The organism is Polaromonas sp. OV174 (assembly GCF_900112285.1).
GTDB lineage: Bacteria > Pseudomonadota > Gammaproteobacteria > Burkholderiales > Burkholderiaceae_C > Polaromonas.
Window position 1 is genome coordinate 25697 of sequence record NZ_FOKZ01000010.1, and the last position, 18990, is coordinate 44686.

At 63.2% G+C, this 18990-nt stretch carries 20 protein-coding genes; 9 read left to right on the forward strand and 11 right to left on the reverse strand.

Annotation, left to right across the window (positions count from 1 at the left end; all coding sequences use genetic code 11):
• Positions 1–12 precede the first annotated feature (12 nt).
• Both BM160_RS10635 and BM160_RS10640 read right to left on the reverse strand, forming a co-directional pair.
• Positions 13–1059 carry a serine/threonine protein kinase gene (locus tag BM160_RS10635; RefSeq protein ID WP_092004697.1) on the reverse strand — a complete coding sequence of 349 codons (1047 nt, stop codon included), beginning with the start codon at positions 1057–1059 and terminating at the stop codon, positions 13–15.
• Positions 1060–1254: 195 nt separating this feature from the next.
• Positions 1255–2145: a LysR substrate-binding domain-containing protein gene (locus BM160_RS10640; protein ID WP_092004701.1), complete on the reverse strand. Its 891-nt coding sequence runs from the start codon at positions 2143–2145 to the stop codon at positions 1255–1257.
• A gap of 256 nt (positions 2146–2401) precedes the next feature.
• Between BM160_RS10640 and phnD the strand changes: the two genes are divergently transcribed.
• Genes phnD through phnY form a run of 6 tightly spaced genes read left to right on the forward strand, consistent with a single transcriptional unit; the run spans position 2402 to position 8743 of the window.
• On the forward strand, positions 2402–3268 hold the full coding sequence (gene phnD, locus BM160_RS10645) for a phosphonate ABC transporter substrate-binding protein (RefSeq protein ID WP_092005023.1): 867 nt from the start codon (positions 2402–2404) through the stop codon (positions 3266–3268).
• Positions 3265–4116 carry a phosphonate ABC transporter ATP-binding protein gene (gene phnC, locus BM160_RS10650; protein ID WP_092004704.1) on the forward strand — a complete coding sequence of 284 codons (852 nt, stop codon included), beginning with the start codon at positions 3265–3267 and terminating at the stop codon, positions 4114–4116. Before phnD ends, phnC begins: the two co-directional genes overlap by 4 nt.
• Entirely contained in the window at positions 4113–4931 is an 819-nt protein-coding gene (phnE, locus tag BM160_RS10655) for a phosphonate ABC transporter, permease protein PhnE (RefSeq protein ID WP_092004707.1), read from the forward strand. The genes phnC and phnE overlap by 4 nt, the downstream gene beginning before the upstream one ends.
• A complete protein-coding gene (phnA, locus tag BM160_RS10660) occupies positions 4931–6175 on the forward strand; it encodes a phosphonoacetate hydrolase (RefSeq protein WP_092004709.1) in 1245 nt (414 codons plus the stop codon). The genes phnE and phnA overlap by 1 nt, the downstream gene beginning before the upstream one ends.
• A 10-nt stretch (positions 6176–6185) precedes the next feature.
• Positions 6186–7289: an iron-containing alcohol dehydrogenase PsrA gene (psrA, locus tag BM160_RS10665; protein WP_092004711.1), complete on the forward strand. Its 1104-nt coding sequence runs from the start codon at positions 6186–6188 to the stop codon at positions 7287–7289.
• Positions 7286–8743, forward strand: coding sequence for a phosphonoacetaldehyde dehydrogenase (gene phnY, locus BM160_RS10670; RefSeq protein ID WP_092004714.1), 1458 nt, complete (start codon positions 7286–7288; stop codon positions 8741–8743). Before psrA ends, phnY begins: the two co-directional genes overlap by 4 nt.
• 72 nt (positions 8744–8815) lie before the next feature.
• Here the strand turns inward: phnY and BM160_RS10675 are convergent, their stop codons facing one another.
• Entirely contained in the window at positions 8816–9235 is a 420-nt protein-coding gene (locus BM160_RS10675) for an organic hydroperoxide resistance protein (protein WP_092004717.1), read from the reverse strand.
• A gap of 58 nt (positions 9236–9293) precedes the next feature.
• Positions 9294–9746: a MarR family winged helix-turn-helix transcriptional regulator gene (locus BM160_RS10680; protein ID WP_092004720.1), complete on the reverse strand. Its 453-nt coding sequence runs from the start codon at positions 9744–9746 to the stop codon at positions 9294–9296.
• 114 nt (positions 9747–9860) lie between these two features.
• Between BM160_RS10680 and BM160_RS10685 the strand changes: the two genes are divergently transcribed.
• Together BM160_RS10685 and BM160_RS10690 are read left to right on the forward strand one after the other, a co-directional pair.
• A complete protein-coding gene (locus BM160_RS10685; RefSeq protein ID WP_092004723.1) occupies positions 9861–10805 on the forward strand; it encodes a class I SAM-dependent methyltransferase in 945 nt (314 codons plus the stop codon).
• A 191-nt stretch (positions 10806–10996) separates the two neighbouring features.
• The gene (locus tag BM160_RS10690) at positions 10997–11710 is read left to right on the forward strand and encodes a hemerythrin domain-containing protein (protein WP_092004727.1); all 714 of its coding nucleotides are present in this window, start codon (positions 10997–10999) and stop codon (positions 11708–11710) included.
• Positions 11711–11724: 14 nt separating this feature from the next.
• Here the strand turns inward: BM160_RS10690 and BM160_RS10695 are convergent, their stop codons facing one another.
• From BM160_RS10695 to BM160_RS10715, 5 genes are all read right to left on the reverse strand, one after another.
• Positions 11725–13089, reverse strand: coding sequence for a GAF domain-containing protein (locus tag BM160_RS10695; RefSeq protein ID WP_092004730.1), 1365 nt, complete (start codon positions 13087–13089; stop codon positions 11725–11727).
• Positions 13086–13598 carry a hypothetical protein gene (locus tag BM160_RS10700; RefSeq protein ID WP_092004732.1) on the reverse strand — a complete coding sequence of 171 codons (513 nt, stop codon included), beginning with the start codon at positions 13596–13598 and terminating at the stop codon, positions 13086–13088. Before BM160_RS10700 ends, BM160_RS10695 begins: the two co-directional genes overlap by 4 nt.
• A gap of 206 nt (positions 13599–13804) precedes the next feature.
• Positions 13805–14617, reverse strand: coding sequence for an ABC transporter permease (locus BM160_RS10705; protein WP_369821771.1), 813 nt, complete (start codon positions 14615–14617; stop codon positions 13805–13807).
• A gap of 185 nt (positions 14618–14802) precedes the next feature.
• Positions 14803–15768 (reverse strand): ATP-binding cassette domain-containing protein, encoded by a 966-nt coding sequence (locus BM160_RS10710; protein WP_092004738.1) that lies wholly within the window; start codon positions 15766–15768, stop codon positions 14803–14805.
• A gap of 35 nt (positions 15769–15803) precedes the next feature.
• Complete coding sequence (locus tag BM160_RS10715) at positions 15804–16628, reverse strand: siderophore-interacting protein (RefSeq protein ID WP_092004741.1); 825 nt, start codon at positions 16626–16628, stop codon at positions 15804–15806.
• A 221-nt stretch (positions 16629–16849) separates the two neighbouring features.
• On the opposite strand from BM160_RS10715, the gene purT reads away from it, so the two are divergent.
• Positions 16850–18052, forward strand: coding sequence for a formate-dependent phosphoribosylglycinamide formyltransferase (gene purT, locus BM160_RS10720; protein WP_092004744.1), 1203 nt, complete (start codon positions 16850–16852; stop codon positions 18050–18052).
• 9 nt (positions 18053–18061) lie between these two features.
• Here purT and ddpX read toward each other — a convergent pair whose 3' ends face one another.
• Together ddpX and BM160_RS10730 are read right to left on the reverse strand one after the other, a co-directional pair.
• Entirely contained in the window at positions 18062–18661 is a 600-nt protein-coding gene (ddpX, locus tag BM160_RS10725; RefSeq protein ID WP_092004747.1) for a D-alanyl-D-alanine dipeptidase, read from the reverse strand.
• Entirely contained in the window at positions 18604–18966 is a 363-nt protein-coding gene (locus tag BM160_RS10730) for a hypothetical protein (RefSeq protein WP_092004750.1), read from the reverse strand. Before BM160_RS10730 ends, ddpX begins: the two co-directional genes overlap by 58 nt.
• Positions 18967–18990: the final 24 nt, after the last annotated feature.

Genomic DNA, 18990 nt, shown 5'->3' on the forward strand with positions numbered 1-18990 from the left:
CCGAGGCGGGCCTTAGGCCACCAGCGGAGCTTCCTGCATGGCCTCGGTCTGCTCCACCAGCATGTCGACCTGGCCCTTCCAGTAGTCGCTGGAGCCGAACCACGGAAAGTTGATAGGGAAGATGGGGTCGTGCCAGCGCTGCGCCAGCCAGGCGCTGTAGTGCACCAGGCGCAGGGTGCGCAGCGGCTCTATCAGCGCCAGCTCGCGCCGGTCGAATTCACCAAACTCGTCGTAACCGTCGACCAGCGCGCCCAGCTGCTGCAACTGCTGGGGGCGCTCGCCCGACAGCAGCATCCACAGGTCCTGCACCGCCGGGCCGGATCTGGCATCGTCCAGATCGACAAAATGCGGGCCGGCCAGCGGCAGCCCCTCGGGCGTCCAGAGTATGTTGCCGGGGTGGCAGTCGCCGTGCAGGCGCAGCTGGCGTACATCGCCGACGCTGTCAAACACGCCTTGCGCCACCGCCATGGCCTCATCAAAGGCCTGGCGCCAGCGCGACTCCATGTCCAGCGGCAAGTAGTTGCCGGCCAGCAGGATATCGCGCGAGGTCATGCCAAAGGTCTGCAGGTTCAGCGCCGGGCGCTGCGTGAAGGGCCGGGCGCTGCCCACGGTGTGGATGCGGGCCAGGAAGCGGCCTATCCACTCCAGCACCTCGAAGTTGTCGAGTTCGGGCCGGCGCCCGCCCCGGCTGGGCGAGACGCTGAAGCTGAAACCGTCGAAATGGTGCAAGGTGGTGCCGTTCAGCACCAGCGCGCCCACCACCGGGATTTCGGCTGCCATCAGCTCGGCGGAGAAGTCGTGTTCCTCGATGATTTGCGCGTCGCTCCAGCGGCCGGGCCGGTAAAACTTGGCCACCACCACGTCGCCGGCCAGATCGGCCTGGCCGACGGGGCTCTCCAGATGCACCTGGTAGACGCGGTTTTCGTAGCTGGACAGCGCCATCAGACGGCCGTCGCCGAACAGGCCGACGCTGGCCAGCGCGTCCAGCACCCGGTCGGGGGTGAGGGACTCGTAGGCGTGCAGGGCGGCCGGGGCGTTGGCCTGATTTTTTTCGTTCATGCCTGATTGTCGACGCAGCGGGCCTAGCGCAGGCTTTAATACCAGGCGGGCACGCCTGCAACGGGGTTTTTCAAGCCAAATAGGCCTCAAGCCCAATGAATACATGCGCAAAACGATATTAAAAATATAGCATTGGCTTTTCGCGTCAATGTCCCGCCTCCCTGCGCCATCTCAGGGGCAAGCCGCTAGCAACTGCTATCGACTCGTCGCGGCTTTTTTTCTTTCAGGCGCAGGCGCTATGGTGTCAAAAAAAGCGCTCACCATGCGCATCTCGCGTCGCTCCGCCAGGCACAGAACGTGGGCATAGGTGTGAATTTCGGCATCGCTGATCCTCACCATGTGCAGACCGGGCCCTGGCACATACTCCACCAGAGAAACGGCGGCAATGCCAATCCCTTGGGCCACGGCTTCGCGAATGACTTCACGGCTACCGATCTCCATGACGACTTCCGGCTTGATCCCGGCCTGGTCCAGCGCCTGCTCCAGCGCCTTGCGGGTGGTGGAGCCCTGTTCCCTGAGAATGAAACGCTCTCCCTGAAGCTCTGCCATGCGGATATTGCGGCGCCGCGCAAACCGGTGTGTGGACGAGGTGCAGATGACCACCGGGTGTTTGCTGAACGGCACGGACAGCAAGCGGTCGTCGTGCACCAGTTGCGCCAGCACACCCACATCGGCCCGGTAGTCCAGCAGTCTATCCAGAACATCTTGCGAGTTTCCGGTGCTCACCGATACCTTGATGCCCGGGTAATGCTGATTGAAGTCCACCAGCAATTTCGTCACATGGTAGGGCCCTACCGCCGCCACGCGCAGATGGCCTGAGCGCAGTTCGCCCGCATCACCGAGCAGGTGCACGGCCTCGGCCTCCAGGCCAAATATCTGCTGCGCCAGTTGCATCAGTTGCTCACCCATTCCCGTCAGCTGCACCCGCCGACCGCGCCGATAAAACAGCTCGACCTTGTAGCTCTCCTCAAGAAAGCGGACCTGGGTCGTGATGGTGGGTTGGCTCACATGCAAGTGCTCAGCGGCCCGCGTGAAGCTGCCCATGCGGGCCACCGCATAAAAGGAACGTAATTGTGTCAGGCGCATGACTCTTTCTTCGCACGATCAAACTATAGGTTCAGTATATAGAAGAGAGAAAATTTTTGAATTTGACCAATAGATAAGGACAATGCTTTACTGGCACCCAGAGCGGCACGGCGACCCAGAATTTGCCGGCCGTTCTGGATTGATTTCCTTTCATCAAGTTGACACACAAGTGGTGAAAACTCCAGCAGGGCCAATCCGGCCTGTTGAAATTGAAGGGACGATTGATATGACTCAACCACAACTGGAGACAAGCATGATGAAACGAAGAAGTGTTCTAACGCACGCCACCGCCTTGGCGGCCTCGGCCATTGCGTTCCCGGCCATGGCCCAGCAGCAGGTGCTCACCGTCGGCCTGATTCCTTCCGAGGACTCGCGCGCCATGATTGCCAACAGCCAGGCCATGATGGACATGCTGTCCAAGGCGCTGGGCATGCCGGTCAAGGCCTTTGTTGCGGCCGACTACAACGGCGTGATTGAAGCACTTCGCTCCAAGCGACTCGACGTGGCTTACCTCGGCCCCTTTTCCTATGTGCTGGGCACCACGGTGGCGGATATCGAGGCCTTTGCCGTCGCCGAAACCAAGAAGGCAGGGCGCACCTTTTATTACAGCCAGGTGATCGCCCACAAGGACAGCGGCATCAAGACGGTGAACGATCTCAAGGGCAAGAACTTTGCCTTCGTCGATCCCAGCTCTACCTCCGGTCACCTCTTTCCCAAGGCCGGCTTGATCAAGGCGGGCTTCAATCCCGACAAGGATTTTGGCCGCGTCATTTTCTCGGGCTCGCATGACTCCAATGCGATTGCCGTGCAGAACAAGAAAGTGGATGCGGCCGCGATTGCCGACCGCATTCTAGATGCCGCCATCGCCAAGGGCCTGGCCAAACGCGAGGATCTGGTGGTGGTCTGGAAGTCGGATCCCATCCCCGAGTCGCCCACCGTCTGGCGCAAGGATTTGCCCGCCGACCTCAAGAAGCGTGTGCAAGCGGCCTTCCTGCAAGTCAAAGACATTCCATGGTCCGACCAGGGCCTGCTCAACGGCTTTCACCCGACCAACGATGCGGCTTACGACATCATCCGCGACACGGCGAAATCCCTGAACCTTGATCTGAGGAAAATGAAATGATCAAGATCCAGGGGCTGTCTAAAAAGTATGGCGACTTTGAGGCCCTGCACCACATTGACCTGCATGTGCGCAAGGGCGAGTTTCTCGTCATCCTCGGCGCCTCAGGCGCGGGCAAGTCCACGCTGCTGCGCTGCATCAACCACCTGACGGAGCCCACCACGGGTGAAATCCATGTGGATGGTGAGCGCTCCTGCGGTGACCGTGCCGGCCTGCGCCGGGTACGGCGCGACGTCGCCATGATTTTTCAGCACTACAACGTGGTTCCGCGCTTGTCGGTGCTGAAAAACGTGCTGACAGGGCGGCTCAGTGCCATGCCCAGCGTCTTGTCCTGGTTCCAGCTCTTCCCGCGCAAGGACATCGCGATTGCCAGCGAATGCCTGCGCCGTGTCGCGCTCGAGCAAAAAGCCGACGTCCGTACCGACACGCTCTCGGGCGGCCAAAAGCAGCGCGTGGGCATCGCACGGGCGCTGGCGCAGCAGCCCAAGGTGATTCTGGCCGACGAACCCGTGGCCAGTCTGGACCCCAAAACCTCACGCAGCGTCTTGAACTACCTGCGCCAGGCCAGCCGCGAAACCGGCATCACGGTGATTTGCAACCTGCATCAGGTCGACTATGCCCGCGAGTTCGGCGAACGCATCATCGGCGTGGCAGGCGGGCGCATCGTGTTCGAGGGCCGGCCCGATGAGCTGACCGATGAAGCCTTGCAACGCATTTATCCCGGTGGACTCGATCCGCACGAGCCGTCCGCGTCTCCTGCGGTGGACGCACCTTTGGCGACCAGCCATGCGCCCTTGCACAGGCCAGCCGCCATGCCGATGGCGCAGCAACTTTCCCTGGAGAAATCATGATCAACATCGGACGCTACAACCTGCTTGTCGGACCGAGCGCCGGCAACGCCGGATGGTGGAAATACCTCAGCATCGCTGCGGCTGGTCTGGGCCTGGTCTGGTGGGCAGCCATCGGTGCCGAGGTGAGCGGCGGTGAGCTCCTCAAGGGTTTGCCCTGGATCGCGGACTTTCTCAGCCGCATGCTGCCGCCTAACTGGGAGTTCATGCAGAAACTCGTGAGGCCGGCTATCGAGACAGTGCAGATCGCGATCTGGGGAACCCTGTTGGCCATCGTGCTGGCAATCCCTGTCTGTTTTCTCGCAGCCCGCAACATCTCTCCGAACCTGGTGGTGTTTCATGCCATGCGCCAGGTGCTGAACATCGCGCGCGGCATCAATGAAATCATTCTGGCCCTGATCTTTGTGGCGGCAGTCGGTCTGGGTCCTTTTCCGGGGGTGCTGGCGCTGGCCTTGCACGGTGCGGGCATGTTGGGCAAGTTTTTCGCGGAGTCCATCGAGGACATCGACCAGGGGCCGATTGAAGCTCTGCGTTCAACCGGCGCCGGCCCTATACAGATCATCATCTTCGGGGTGATTCCGCAAGTCATCACCTCCTGGATTGCCGTGGTTCTTTACCGCTTTGAAACCAATCTTCGCCAGGCCACGGTGCTTGGCATGGTGGGCGCCGGCGGCATCGGCTTTGAACTGGTTGGCAGCATGAAGCTGTTTCAGTACCAGGACACCGCCACCTGCATTCTGGTGATCGTGGTGATGGTGATGGCTGCGGACTATATCTCCAGCAAGTTGCGCGCCTGGGTTCAACAAGGAGCACATTGATGACCCACAACCCTTCCATTGTCCTGGTGAACGGCCGGGGCTATAAATCACCGCAGCAGCCTGTCGTCGTGGTGTGCGTGGACGGCTGTGAGCCGGACTACATCACCCAGGCGATACAGGCGGGCGTCGCGCCCTACCTGAAGCGCATGTTGGCGATGGGCAGCTCACTCGTTGGCGACTGCGTGGTGCCCAGTTTCACCAATCCCAACAACCTGTCCATCGTGACCGGCGTGCCACCCTCGGTGCACGGCATCTGCGGCAACTACTTTCTTGACACCAGTGTGGGCAAGGAGGTCATGATGAATGACCCGTCCTATCTGCGTGCCGGCACCATCCTAGCGGCCTTCTCCGCCGCCGGGGCCAAGGTGGCGGTGGTCACGGCGAAAGACAAGCTGCGCACCCTGCTGGGGCACCAGATGAAGGGTATCTGCTTTTCCGCCGAGAAGGCCGATCAGGCCACCTTGGCAAACGGCGGTATCGACCATGTGGTGGAACTGGTGGGCAAACCTGTGCCCTCGGTTTACAGCGCCGATCTCAGCGAGTTTGTGTTCGCCGCCGGCGTGAAGCTGATGCAGACGCACCGGCCCGACCTGATGTACCTCTCGACCACAGACTATGTGCAGCACAAGTGCGCGCCCGGCACACAGGGGGCCAACGACTTCTACGCCATGATGGACGGCTATCTGGCCCAGCTCGACCAGTTGGGTGCGGTCATTGCACTCACGGCCGACCACGGCATGAGCCCCAAGACCGACGCAGCGGGCAAGCCGCGCATCGTTTTCCTGCAGGAAGTGCTGGATGGCCTGGCCGGTGCGCAAGGAAGTCGCGTCATCCTGCCCATCACCGACCCCTATGTGGTGCACCACGGCGCGCTTGGCTCCTTTGCCACGGTGTACCTGGACGCAGCAACGTCCGCTTCGCAGGTCGCCGAAGCACTCAGGACCATAGACGGCATTGAAGCCGTGCTGACCCGCAGCGAAGCCGCTCAGCGTTTTGAGCTCCCAGCAGACCGCATTGGTGACCTCGTGGTGGTTTCCGACCACCTGACCGTCATAGGCACCCGCGCGTCCGAGCACGACCTGAGTGGCCTGACCGTGCCGCTGCGTTCCCACGGGGGCCTGTCGGAGCAAAAAGTTCCGCTAATCTTCAATCGCCAGCTCCAAGGCTTGATGGCCGGCCGCAGGCTGCGCAATTTCGACACCTTTGATCTCGCGCTGAACCACGTCCCCGCAACCCTTTCCTAGAGAACCCTTTATGACTGCCAATTACTTCAACCCCGTACAAAGCGTGTACGGGGCAGGGGCTCTGCTGTCTCTGCCAAAACTGCTGGCCGGCCGCAAGGCCGCGCTGGTGACCTTTCCTGAGGCCCGCGCCATCGGCTTGCTGGACCGCCTGGAGAATATCTTGCAGGGGCAACTGAGCTGCGTGATCGATCAGGTGCGCCCCAACCCCGACGTGGCCGAGCTGACCGAAACCTGGGAGACCTTCTGGCGTGAGCATCCGGACACCGAGGTCATCGTCGCCGTCGGTGGCGGCAGCGCCATAGACACGGCCAAGGCGCTGATGGTGGGCAATGACAGCGGCCAGTTCGCCGACCTGGTGGCCGGTCTGGCCGGCGAGAAGGCCTTCGCGCCTACCCGTTTCAAGACGCTGATCGCCGTGCCCACCACGGCGGGCACCGGCAGCGAAGTCACGCCCTGGGCCACCATCTGGGACCGTGAACGGCAAAAGAAATACTCGTTGCACCTGCCGCAAACCTGGCCTTCTTACGCGGTGATAGATCCCGAACTGATGCTGTCATTGCCCGCGGCTGTCACCTTGCAAAGCGGGCTGGACGCCTTGTCGCATGCGCTCGAATCGATCTGGAACGTCAATGCCAACCCGATCTCCGACACCTTTGCGATAGCCGCAGTGCGCGACACCATGGAAGTCTTGCCCCAGCTCATGCAGCAGCTCGACAATCTGGCGCTGCGCGGCCGCATGGCCTTGGCGGCGCTCAAGGCCGGCATGGCGTTTTCCAATACCAAGACGGCGCTGGCCCACTCCATTTCGTATGAAATGACACTGCGCTACGGTTTGCCGCACGGCATTGCCTGCTCCTTCTCGCTCCCCATGGTGCTTGAGCGTGCCATAGGCCGTCACGCCGATCGCGATCTGGTGCTAGCGCAGGCCTTGGGCGTGCCCTTGGCGGACGCGCCGCGTTTTCTCGCCAGCTTCATCGAAAAGCTGGGCGTGAAAACCCGCTTCACCGACTACGGCGTGAGCGAAGAAGAGGCGGAAAAAATGGTGCTGCACGCCCAGGGTGGCGCACGCGGTAAAAATTTCATTGGCAGCCCCGACACGGAAATCGCAGCATGACGACCAACCCCCCCATCAAGGACAGCGCTTTGTTTCGTGCCGAAGCATTGCGCATAGGCGGCGAACGCGTTACACGCGAGCGCACACTCAACGTTTTCAATCCCTACAGCCGGGAACGCGTGGGCACCGTCCCGCTGGCCACGCTGGACGACGTGCGCGAGGCTTACCGCATTGCGCATGCGTTTCGTCCCACGCTGTCACGCTATGAGCGCTCCTCCATCCTCAATAAGGCATCGACCCTGTTACGGGCGCGTGCCGATGAGGCCTCCACGCTGATCACGCTCGAATCAGGCTTGTGCAAAAAAGACTCGCTGTACGAAATCGGCCGCGTGGCGGATGTGCTGGTGTTCGGCGCCAACGAGGCGCTGCGTGACGACGGGCAGGTGTTCTCATGCGACCTCACGCCACACGGCAAAAAGCGCAAAGTCATCACCACACGCGAGCCGCTGCTGGGCGTGATCACCGCCATCACGCCTTTCAATCACCCTATGAACCAGGTGGCGCACAAGGTGGTGCCCAGCATCGCCACCAACAACCGCATGGTGCTCAAACCCTCAGAGAAAGTGCCGCTGTCAGCTTTCTTTCTGGCCGACATCCTCTATGAAGCGGGCTTGCCGCCCGAAATGTTTCAGGTGATCACGGGCGACCCGCGTGAGATCGCAGACGAGATGCTGATCAACGAACACGTGGACCTCATCACCTTCACCGGCGGCGTGCCTATCGGTAAATACATCGCCAGCAAAGCGGGCTACCGCCGCATCGTGCTGGAGCTGGGCGGCAATGACCCGCTGATCGTGATGGACGATGCCGACCTGGACAAAGCCTCCGATCTCGCCGTTCAGGGCTCGTACAAGAACTCCGGCCAGCGTTGCACCGCTGTCAAACGTCTGCTGGTGCAGGAATCCGTCGCGCGCGACTTCACCGAGCTGGTGGTGGAGAAAACACGGCGCTGGCGCCATGGCGACCCGATGGATGCGGCTTGCGACATGGGGACCGTCATCAATGAACAGAGCGCCAGGAGTTTCGAGTTGCTGGTGAACGAGGCCGTGTCACAAGGCGCACGCCTGCTCACAGGCAACCAGCGTGACGGGGCACTCTATGCGCCCACGGTGCTCGACAACGTCCGCCCTGAGATGACCGTGGTGCGCGAGGAGACGTTTGGCCCCGTGTCCCCAATCATCAGCTTTCGCGACATTGACGAAGCCATCGCCATCTCCAATGGCACGGCCTACGGGCTGTCGTCAGGCATTTGCACCAACCGCATGGACTACGCCACGCGTTTTGCCAATGAGCTGAATGTCGGCACGGTCAATCTATGGGAAGTGCCCGGTTACCGCATAGAGCTCACGCCCTTCGGCGGTATCAAGGACTCGGGCCTGGGCTACAAGGAAGGCGTGCAGGAGGCGATGAAATCGTTTTGCAACGGCAAGACATTCACCATGCCCTGGGGCTGAGCAAGCCCAGATCGCCCGCCCCAATGAAAAATGCGCCCCTAGAGGCGCATGGAGCGAGCGTGACGTCGCGAATTATTTCAGCGTGAGCGTCACATCGATATTGCCGCGTGTGGCGTTGGAGTAGGGGCAGACCTGGTGGGCGGCGTCGATCAGGGCCTGGGCGGCGGCGCGCTCCATGCCGGGCAGGCTGATGTCCAGGCGGGCGGCAATGCCGTAGCCGTTGGGGATCTTGCCCAGGTCGACGCTGGCATCAATGGCGAGGTCGGCCGGCAGAGTGATTTTTTGCATGCCGGCCACGGCCTTCATGGCGCCTATGAAGCAGGCCGAATAGCCGGCCGCAAACAGCTGCTCGGGATTGGTGCCGGTGCCGGCGGTGCCGGGCGAGCTCAGGGTCACGTCCAGGCGGCCATCGTCGGATTTGGATTGACCGTCACGGCCACCGGTGGTGTGGGCGTGAGCGGTGTACAGCACTTTGTCGAGTTTCGTGGTCATGATGCTTCCTTGGGAAATGCCCCTAACCGGGGCGGGTTGAGAAATCTGCAAACGGGTTTCAAGCCAGCAACTGGCGGCGCAAGGCCTGCACTTGCTGGGTCAGGGCCACCAGTTCCGGAATACTGCACTGACTGGTGCTGAGGACGCAAGCCGGAATATGGGCGGCCCGGCTCTTGAGCTGGCGGCCGTCGGCCGTCAGCGTGATGTGAACGCGGCGCTCGTCGTCCTGGGCACGCAGGCGCGAGATCAGCCCGGCCGACTCCAGGCGCTTGAGCAGCGGAGTCAAGGTGCCCGAATCGAGGTATAGCCGCTCGCCGAGTTCGGACACCGTCAGACCGTCCTGCTCCCACAGCACCAGCATGGCGAGGTATTGCGGATAGGTCAGGCCCAGGGCCGCCAGCAGGGGCTTGTAGAGCTTGGTCATGGCTAGCGAGGTGGAGTAAAGCGCAAAGCAGAGCTGATTGTCCAGCCGCAGCATGGCGTCGGTCTGGTCTTTGGGGCTGGTGTTCATGCCTGAATCATAGTGTGCAATTAAATTGTGTGAAATTGAATTGCGCTATGAGGCTATAAGGCCATTGACTATGCCGCGGCCTGCCGGGGGATGAGGGCACTAAACTGGCGGGTCATGTCAAAAAACAGCACCCCAGGCAACCCTCAGCCGTCCCGCCAAGCCGCCGCCAAGGCGCCATCCCCCGCCGGCAAGCCGGCGCAGGTGATTGAAGAGATTCGTCCCGGCCAGTCCATAGAGCTGCTCAAGGAGCTGCACATTCTCACGCGGGAAGGCAAGCTCAATCAGGACACCCGGCGCAAGCTCAAGCAGGTTTACCACCTGTACCAGTTCATCGCGCCCCTGTTGCAGGCGGTGGCCGGCAAGCCGGGCGGCTTCACGCTGGCCGACCACGGCGCCGGCAAGTCCTACCTGGGTTTTATTCTTTATGACCTGTTTTTCAATGTGGCCCACCCTGGCGAGCCAGTCAGCGGCCACATCTACGGCATCGAGACGCGCGCCGAACTGGTGGAGAAATCGCGCGCGCTGGCGGCCCGGCTGGGCTTTGCCAATATGTCTTTTTTAAACCTGTCGGTGCAGCAGGCCACCAGCTCGGACGAGCTGCCGCCGGCGGTAGATATCGTCACCGCCCTGCATGCCTGCGACACCGCCACCGACGACGCGATTGCCTTTGGCCTGGCCAAGCAGGCGCGTCACATGGTGCTGGTGCCCTGCTGCCAGGCCGAGGTGGCCGGGGTGTTGAAAAAATCCCGCGCGCTGAACCTGAGCAAAACTCCGCTGGCCGAACTCTGGCGCCACCCGCTGCACACGCGCGAGTTTGGCAGCCAGATCACCAATGTGCTGCGCTGCCTGCAGCTCGAAGCCAATGGCTACCAGGTCACCGTGACCGAACTGGTGGGCTGGGAGCATTCGATGAAAAACGAGCTGATCCTGGCCAGCCGGCCGGCCACGCCCAGCCGCGCCAAAACGCAGGCCGCGCAAGACCGCCTGCAAGCGGTGCTGCAGGAGCTGGGCCTGGCCGAGTTGGGCGAGCGCTTCGCGGTTGTGGCCGAGCCGGCCTGAGTCGCGCACGCCAGCTGGCGAGGGCCGTCGGCGGCTAACTAAGGTTTTTTTAGGGTTGGCGTAAGCAATTCTTAGCAACGCCCATAGGCCAGCGTTTTTAGACTTTCTTCCTGGTTTTCTGTTGTTGCCGGTGCATGGTGCGCCGGGCCAGGCAACCTGCAGACAGGCGCTGGCCTGAGAAGGACGTCATCGTGAACATCAATCCCCAGGAAATGAAACAACTCGCGGCCGTGCAGGCGCAGCCGCGGCTGGACCTGTATGTCGGCATTCACAAGGCGCTGCGCGCGCTGATGGCCGACACCTTGCTGGCCGTGGGCCGCATGGACAGCGACGATGGGCTGGAGCTGGCCCAGACCAGCCAGCGTGTACTGGCCTTGCTGGATTTTTGCGTCGCCCATCTGCGGCACGAGAACGCCTTCGTCCACACCGCGCTGGAGGCAAGAGCCCCAGGCGCCAGTGAGCTGATTGCCCATGAGCACGAGGAGCATGAGCGGCATATCGCCGGCCTGAGTGCCCTGGTCGGCGACTTGCTCAAGGCGCTGCCGGCGCAGCGGGCCGACGCCGCCCTGGCGCTGTACCGCCAGCTCGCGCTCTTCATTGCCGACAATTTTCAGCACATGCATGTGGAAGAGACGGCGCACAACGCCGTGCTGTGGTCGCGCTACACCGACGCCGAGCTGGCGGCCATACACGGGGCGCTGGTGGCCTCGATTCCACCCGAGGAGATGATGTTTGTGCTGCGCTGGCTGGTGCCCTTCATGAACCCGGCCGAGCGCCGGGCCATGCTGGCCGACATGCAGGCCCATGCACCGGCGCCGTTATTTGCCGCCGTGCTGGACAGCGTGCGGCCGCATCTGACGCCACGGGAATGGGACAAGCTGGCGTCCGGCCTGGGGCTGGCCTGAAGTCTGCCCTCAGATCAGGCCGCTACCTCGTGCAACTGCAGCGGTCTATCTACCCGCAGCCGGAAGCGGCCACGCCCGGTTTTTTCGATTTGCAGATGCGGGCTGTGTTCGGCCAAGCGGCGTTGCAGCAGCAACAGCCGCGCCTCCAGGTTGTCGCTCATGTCCGGCAAGTGGATGGCCGGATCCAGCCGCAGCTCGCGGTTGGAAAACTCGGTGCGCCCTTGGCGGACATGGTCGTTCACCAGCTTCCAGAAGATCGCTCCGGCCACGCCCTTGATCAGGTAGCTGTCGTTGATGAAAACGCTGTCGTTGACCCTGAAGCGTCGCAGCTGCAGCGCCGCGCCCTGATTCCCCGGCGCCGGCGCCTGGGGCGAGGGCGCCGCCGACGTCAATTCCGCTGATTCAGTGCCGGCCTGCATCAGGTCTATGGCCGCGCCCAGGTGGCCGGCCAGCGCCACCAGCAGGTCTTCATCCTCAAAGCCAAACTGCAGCTCTTTGGGGCTTTCCGCAAACAGCACGCCCAGCAGCCGCCCGGCCGACACAATAGGCACGGCCAGCTGGCTGTGCGGCTGGGCCAGGCCGGGGTAGGGAATGTTGGTGTCCAGCGCCAGCTCCGGCGTGTCGGCCCGCAGGCTGCTGCGAACCGCGTGGCTGTAGAGATAGGCGGTGGTCATGTGGACGATGCGCACCGGCGTGCGCGCGCGCGCGGCCACGCCGATCACCCCGTCGCCCACGGCGATCTCCGAGCCCACGCCCGAGTTGGCATAGCCGCAGCTGGCCACGGTGTAGAGCCGCTGGCTGGCGGCGTCCAGCATCAGCACCATGGCGTGGCGTATCTGCAGAAAGTCGCTCAGGGTGGCCAGCGCCGCATTCAGCAGCTCGTCCAGCCCGCAGCAGCGCGACAGGCGCTCGCTGCCGCGGCGCAGCGCCGTCAGCAAGTTGGCCCGGGCCGGCGCAGCTGGCAAGGCCTGGCCGGCGACGCGTTCGATCTGTTCGACCGCGTAAATGTCTGCGCCCTGCAGCTTGAAGACCGCCGCCATGCCGCTGTGCGAGGCAATGCCGGCCAGTTGCGCCTTCATGCCCTCGAAGACCGGACCCTCGGTTTCGGTGCGCAGATAGCGCAGGTGCAGGCGGAAAAAGGCCGCCGTGACGGGGTGCAGCACCAGCACGGCGGCATAGGGGTTGGCCAGTATGTTTTGCCGCGTCTTGTTGAAGAACTGGAAGGACAGCGCCACCTGGCTTTCGGCGACATAAAACACCTGCGAGATATAGGCCACATTGGGCGTGCCGTCTGTGGCGCAGGTCGCCATGATGGCCGGAATCGCCCCTTCCAGACAAGGGCGGATATCGGCCAGGGCCGGTGCGTCTGGCGTGCTCATGGCCTGCTCTTTGGGGGCTGGATGAGCGCGGCGCCGGCCTTGGGCCCCGGTGTCTGGTCAAAGGCCTGCGTCGGCTCGAAGCTGATGGCCACCAGGTCTTCCAGCCGGTTCGCCAGCATGGCCCGCGTGAAGACCGGTTCATAGCCGACCTGCAGGATTTCGTTTTCCATGGAGGCCAGGTAGCGCGCCAGCACGGCCTGGTCGGCGGCCTCGGCGCTGCGTATGCGCGCCTGACTGGACTTGAGCTGCAGCGTGCGGTGGCTGGCGGGCTCGGAAAACACCACGGCAAGGCGGCCGGTGCTGGCAATGTCCTGAATCAGCTGGCGCGATTGCGGCCGCGACAGGTAGACCGTGACGGTCTGGCCGTCGGGTGCAATGGCGCTGCCGACGGCGCGCATGATGCTCGGCCGCAGCGCCAGGCTGCAGGCGCTGACGATGGTCGACACGCCCTTATCGATCATGGCGATGAACTCGGGCGGCAGCAGTGCCGGGCGCGGGGCGGCGTTCATCGGCACAGTATAAAAGTGCCGGGCAGGCGCCGCAGCTAGTTTTTCAGGCCCTGGTGGTGGAAGCTTGAATGGCGCCGTTGGTCGTCCGGGCAGGGCTGCGGTGCATCAAGCTATGGCTGTGCCGATTGCTATCTTAATGATAGCTGCGTGCGGTTGCACTTATTGGGCCGAAGCACGATTTCGCTTGAAAATAAGCGCTGATCGCCTTAACTTCTAAAGCGCTTGCGCGTCAGCGCCAGCGCCACCCAGAAGGCCAGCACGGTGTAGACCAGCAGCACCAGGCCGTGGCGCAGCGGCGCCTGCGGCCACTGGTCCATGAACAGCGGGCGAATGATCTCCACCGCATTGGTCAGCGGCAGCCAGTCGGAAATGATGCGCACCACCGTCGGCAACTGCTCGCGCGGGAAGAACACGCCACTCAGAAACATCATGGGCGTCAGCACCAGGGTGAAGTAGTAGGTGAAAAAGTCGTAGCCCTTGGCCAGCGCGTTGAAGATCAGCGCGATGCAGGAAAACATCATGCCGACCAGCAGCAGGATGGGCCAGGCCAGCAGCAGCTTGGGGCTGTGGCTGATGCCCAGGGCCAGCATCACACCCAGGATGGCGGTCACGGTGAACAGCGCCTTGAAGGCGGCCCACAGCATCTCGGCCAGCAGCACGCTGTCCAGGCTGACCGGCGCATTCATGATGCCGTCCCAGGTTTTTTGCACATGCATGCGCGAGAAGGCCGAATACAGCGCCTCGAAGGAGGCGGCATTCATGGCGCTCATGCAGATGGAGCCGCTGGCCAGGAACAGGATGTAGGGCACTTTCGCGGACCCGCCGACGCTGACCTCGCCCACCAGCGCGCCCATGCCGTAGCCAAAGGCCACCAGCCACATCAGCGGCTCGGCGATATTGCCAACCAGGCTGGGAATGGCCAGCTTGCGCCAGACCAGCATATTGCGCATGAAGACCGGCCACCAGCGTGCCGACAGGTCTGGCCTTCTCCAGATCGATTGCGCCCCCACGCTTTTCACTTCGTGTAATGCGCGAGGCCTTGCAGGCCGCGGCTCGCGAGACGCTTCGCCTCTGTCGCCTGTCCGAACCTGCTCAAGCAGGTTCGGAGCCGCAGGTTCCAGCCCCTCGGGGGCTGAACTTGCTTGGGGCGGCCCTGCGCTGCGTTCGTTGGCCTTCACACTTGTCGAATCTTCATGGCTTGCCATCACGCGTCCTCCCTGATCTGGCGGCCCGTCAGCTTGAGGAACAGGTCTTCCAGGTTGGCGGGCCGGTGCAGCGTGCGCAGGTGGCTGCTGGCGGCCAGGCGGGCCAGCAACGGGCGCGCGTCCTGGGTGTAGAAAAACACGGTTTCGCCGCTGACCTCCACGCGCGCGGCCAGCGCCCGCAAACCGGCGTGCTCGGCGGCCTCGGCCAGTGCCAGCGCACCGTTGCCGTAGACCTCCACCACGTCGGGCTCCAGGTGCTCGGCGATCAGCGCCTTGGGTTTGCCTTCGGCGATTTTCTTGCCGTGGTCCAGCACCAGCAGGCGCGAGCACAGGCGCTCGGCCTCGTCCATGAAATGGGTGGTCAGCAAGATGGATTTGCCTTGCTGCAGCAGCAACTGCAGGCGCTCCCACATCAGATGGCGCGCCTGCGGGTCCAGCCCGGTGGTGGGTTCGTCGAGCAGCAGCAGCTGCGGGTCGTTGACCAGCGCCCGCGCCAGGCTCAGGCGCCGCCGCATGCCGCCCGACAGCTCGCCGGGCTTGCTGTTCGCCTTGTGCGAGAGCGAGGCAAACTCCAGCAGCGCCGGAACGCGGGCTCGCACCGCGGCTGCCGTCATGCCGAAATAGCGGCCGTAGACCTGCAGGTTTTCGGCGCAGCTGAAGTCCGGGTCCAGGGTGTCGAACTGGGTCACCACGCCTAGCTTGGCCTTGATCGCCAGCGCATCTTGCGGCATGCGCAGCCCGCCCTCCTGCCCGTTCACGCTGCCATTCAGGTGAAAGTTGATGTGGCCCGCATCGGGCACCGTCAGGCCCAGGCACATGCGAATGGTGGTGGTCTTGCCGGCACCGTTGGGGCCGATCACGCCCAGGCATTCGCCGGGGGCAATCTGAAACGACAAGTCATTGACCACCACGGCGCTGCCATAGTGTTTGCTCAGGCCCTGGATGTTTACAAGAGGATGGCTCATGCGGCTATTGTGCCCACAGCCCGCCCCTGCTGGCTTCAGGCCTCGTCGCCGTAATCGTGGTCGGGGTGGTTCACCGTTCCCAGCTTCCAGTAGCCGCGGCCGACGATGCGGGCGCGGTCCACGCCCAGTTCATTGATCAGCAGCAGGCGAAGGCGCCGCATGGCGGCGGCTTCGCAGGCCAGGTAAATGCGGGCTTCGGCCGCTGGCGGGCCGGCCAGGCGCAAGGCGGCTTCCAGCGCCGTGCCGGCTTGTGTGTTGTCGGCGCCGCGCACCACCCATTGCGTGGCCAGCGCTGCCGGACTGTGCAAGGCGCGCTCTTCGGCGGCATCCGCCACCTCCATCAGCAGGCGGATGGAGGCGGTGGCGGGCAAGGCCGCCAGAATGGTTTCAAAGGCCGGCAGGGCGCTGTCGTCGCCAATCAGCACATGCTGCTGGGCGTCCAGCGCCAGCTTGTAACCCGGGCCAGGGCCCATCAGAAACAGCACCTGACCGACCTCCACCTGGGCCGCCCAGGTGGAGGCCGGGCCGTCGCCGTGCAGCACGAAGTCCACGTCGACTTCCAACGCCTCGGGCCGCACCGCCAGCGGCGTGTAGGTGCGCATGGACTTGGCGCGCGGCCCGTCGGGCAGGGGGCGGTCGGGCTCGGTCTGTCCCGGCTCGGGAAAGATCAGCTTCATGTAGCTGGCCGGGTCGTTGACCTCAAAACCCTGCAGCTCGCTGCCGTGCAAGGTGATGCGGCGCATCAGCGGGCTCAGGACTTGCACCCGGGTGACCTCCACCCGGCGCGGCGGCCGACGTTTGCGCGGGGCGGCTTCTACCGCGGGCGGGCTGGACACTTCGGGCAGGGACGGTGTTGTCATGCGGGCTTTCAGAAAGTGGGGCGAGAAACGCCCAGGGGCTTAATTGAGAATGATTGTCAACTAAAACGCTTTGACACGGGATGCACAGGGCCAATCCCATTCACGCCCGAGGCTTGCAGTAAAGTAGCCGGACGCGGGCCGTGGGCGCTTTTGGCCTTGCCAGACGTGCGCTGCGCTGCCCCTGATTCGTTTCATCATCATTTTTTACCCTGCTTGTTTTTATGACCACCTTCGGAACCCCTTTGTCGCCCCACGCCACCAAAGTCATGCTGCTCGGCTCGGGCGAGCTTGGCAAGGAGGTCTTGATTGCCTTGCAGCGCCTGGGCGTGGAAACCATTGCCGTTGACCGTTACGAGAACGCGCCCGGCCAGCAAGTGGCCCACCATGCGCGCACCATCACCATGAGCGATCCGGCGCAGCTCAAGGCCTTGATCGAAAAGGAAAAGCCGGATTTGGTAGTGCCCGAAATCGAGGCCATCGCCACCGCCATGCTGGAAGAGCTGGAAGACGCCGGCGTGGTGCGGGTGATTCCCACCGCCCGTGCCGCCCGCCTGACCATGGACCGCGAGGGCATACGCCGGCTGGCCGCCGAAACCCTGGGCCTGCCGACCAGCCCCTATGTGTTTTGCGATTCGCAGGCCGAGTTGCAGGCCGCCATCGATTCAAAGATAGGCTACCCCTGCGTCGTCAAGCCGGTGATGAGCTCTTCGGGCAAGGGCCAGAGCAAGCTGAGCGGGCCGCAAGACGTGCAGCCGGCCTGGGACTGCGCCATGGCCGGTGGCCGGGTCAGCCACGGCCGGGTGATTGTCGAAGGCTTTATCGACTTTGACTACGAAATCACCCAGCTCACGGTGCGCGCCGTGGGCGCCAGTGGCGAGATAGAAACGCATTTTTGCGAACCTATCGGCCATGTGCAGGTGGGCGGCGACTATGTGGAAAGCTGGCAGCCGCACCCGATGCGGGCCGCCGCGCTGCAAAAGAGCCGCGACATCGCCAAGGCCGTGACCGACAACCTGGGCGGCCAGGGGCTGTTCGGCGTCGAGCTGTTCGTCAAGGGCGATGAGGTGTGGTTTAGCGAAGTCAGCCCGCGCCCGCACGACACCGGTATGGTGACCATGGCCACGCAGGTGCAGACCCAGTTTGAACTGCATGCGCGCGCCATTCTGGGCCTGCCAGTCAACACCGCGCTGAAAAGCCCGGGCGCCAGCGCCGTGATTTACGGCGGCGTGGACGCGACCGGCATTGTGTTCGAGGGCGTGGCCGAAGCGCTGCAAGTGCCCAATACCGACATCCGCCTGTTCGGCAAGCCCGAGAGTTTCGTCAAGCGCCGCATGGGCGTGGCGCTGGCCTTTGATGCCGATGTGGAAGTGGCACGCACGCGGGCCAAGCAGGCGGCGGCCAAGGTCAAGCCGCGCGCTGCCTGATTCAGTCGCTCAGGCGGTCTGTAGATCGCCGCTGTGCTGGCTGCTGGCAGCTTCGCTGCCATGGGCCTGAGGCCAGCCTATCAGCGGAAACTTCGTGGCATCGGGCAACTGGTAGTGCCACCACTCGTTGGGGTGGTGCACAAAGCCGGCTTCCAGCATGAGGGTGAGCAGATAGGCTCGGTTGACCTGAATCTGCGCCGGCAGCGCCGCATGAAAGTGGTGCGAGGCCTTGTTCATGGTGTCAAACGGCGTGCCCATGTCCAGCACCTGTCCGTCCGGGCCTATCAGTGTCACGTCCACGGCCACGCCGCGCGTGTGGTTGGAGCCCTTGGCCGGGTTGGCAATGTAGGCCGGGTTGGGGGCGACGGCCCACAAGGCTTCCTGAGCCTCTTGCGGCCTGAAGGCATCGAGAATCTTGAGCTGGAAACCAAAGCCCCGGGCGGCTGCGATGGCCTTGCGCAGGCCGGCTTCGGCTTCAGCGTGCAGATAGCACAAGTCGTTGTCGTAAATCACCTGGCCGGTGAAGTTGTCCGGGCCTGCGTAGGCCATGGCTATGGCGACGTCATGGGAGGCTTCGGTGATGAGGACGAGCGAGGACTGGGTTGACATGATTCAGCTATCTTGTTTTTAAGTAAAAAATGCCTACAGCCCAATAGGGACGGGCGCTTGCAGCTATAAAAATGAGAGCTATGTGAGGCTTGCTGGAACGCCACTTCGGAAAAGCTGCGCAGCTTGCGGCTGTGCAACTGGCTGATGCCGTCGGCGCGCAGCAACTCTACCGCATGTATGCCTATGCGCAAATGCTGGTCGACACGCTCGCGGTAAAAGTGGTTGGCCATGCCTGCGTAGATCAGGTCAATCACCACATCGTGGGTCTGTTCGGTGATGTGTGCCAGAGGGCGTTGGTGTTTCATAAATCCTGCGCAAAGGGGGCTTTC